Annotated in this window: 1 protein-coding gene; it reads right to left on the bottom strand. The window is 69.2% G+C overall.

Annotated features, from left to right (window positions below; translation table 11 throughout):
* A partial coding sequence (locus AC1DWF_RS37250) for a radical SAM protein (protein ID WP_476843445.1) occupies positions 1 to 568 on the bottom strand: 568 nt, incomplete at both ends.

Here is a 568-nt window from a genome sequence, read left to right as displayed (position 1 = left end):
CTTGGAGGCGTTAAAGGCGGCCTGCTGCTCGATCAGCAGCGCCTGGATCTCCTGGAGCCGGCGGTCCTTGGTGGCCTCGTCCACCCGATATGGGGCGCCGGCCGCGGGCGTGCCAGGACGCGCCGAATACTTGAAGGAGAAGGACTGCGCGAAGCCGACGCGGCGGATCAGCGCCATCGTGGCGGCATGGTCCTCCTCCTTCTCGCCGGGATGGCCGGCGATGATATCGGTCGAGAAGGCGAGGTCCGGACGCGCCGCGCGCAGCCGGTCGACGAGGCGGAGATAGTCGTCGGCGGTGTGGCCGCGGTTCATGGCCTCGAGCACGCGGTCGGAGCCGGATTGCACGGGCAGATGCAGGAAAGGCATGACGGCCGGGAGATCGCGGTGCGCGGCGATCAGGGCGTCGTCCATGTCCCGCGGATGGGAGGTCATGTAGCGCAGCCGCTCGATGCCGGGGATTTCCGCGAGCGCGTAGAGCAGCTGCGCCAACCCCCATTCGGAACCGTCCGGCCCTTCCCCGTGATAGGCGTTCACGTTCTGCCCGAGCAGCGAGAGCTCGCGCGTGCCC

This window comes from Aminobacter sp. P4_D5 (assembly GCF_056401815.1).
This window is presented reverse-complemented; position numbering and strand designations above follow the sequence as displayed.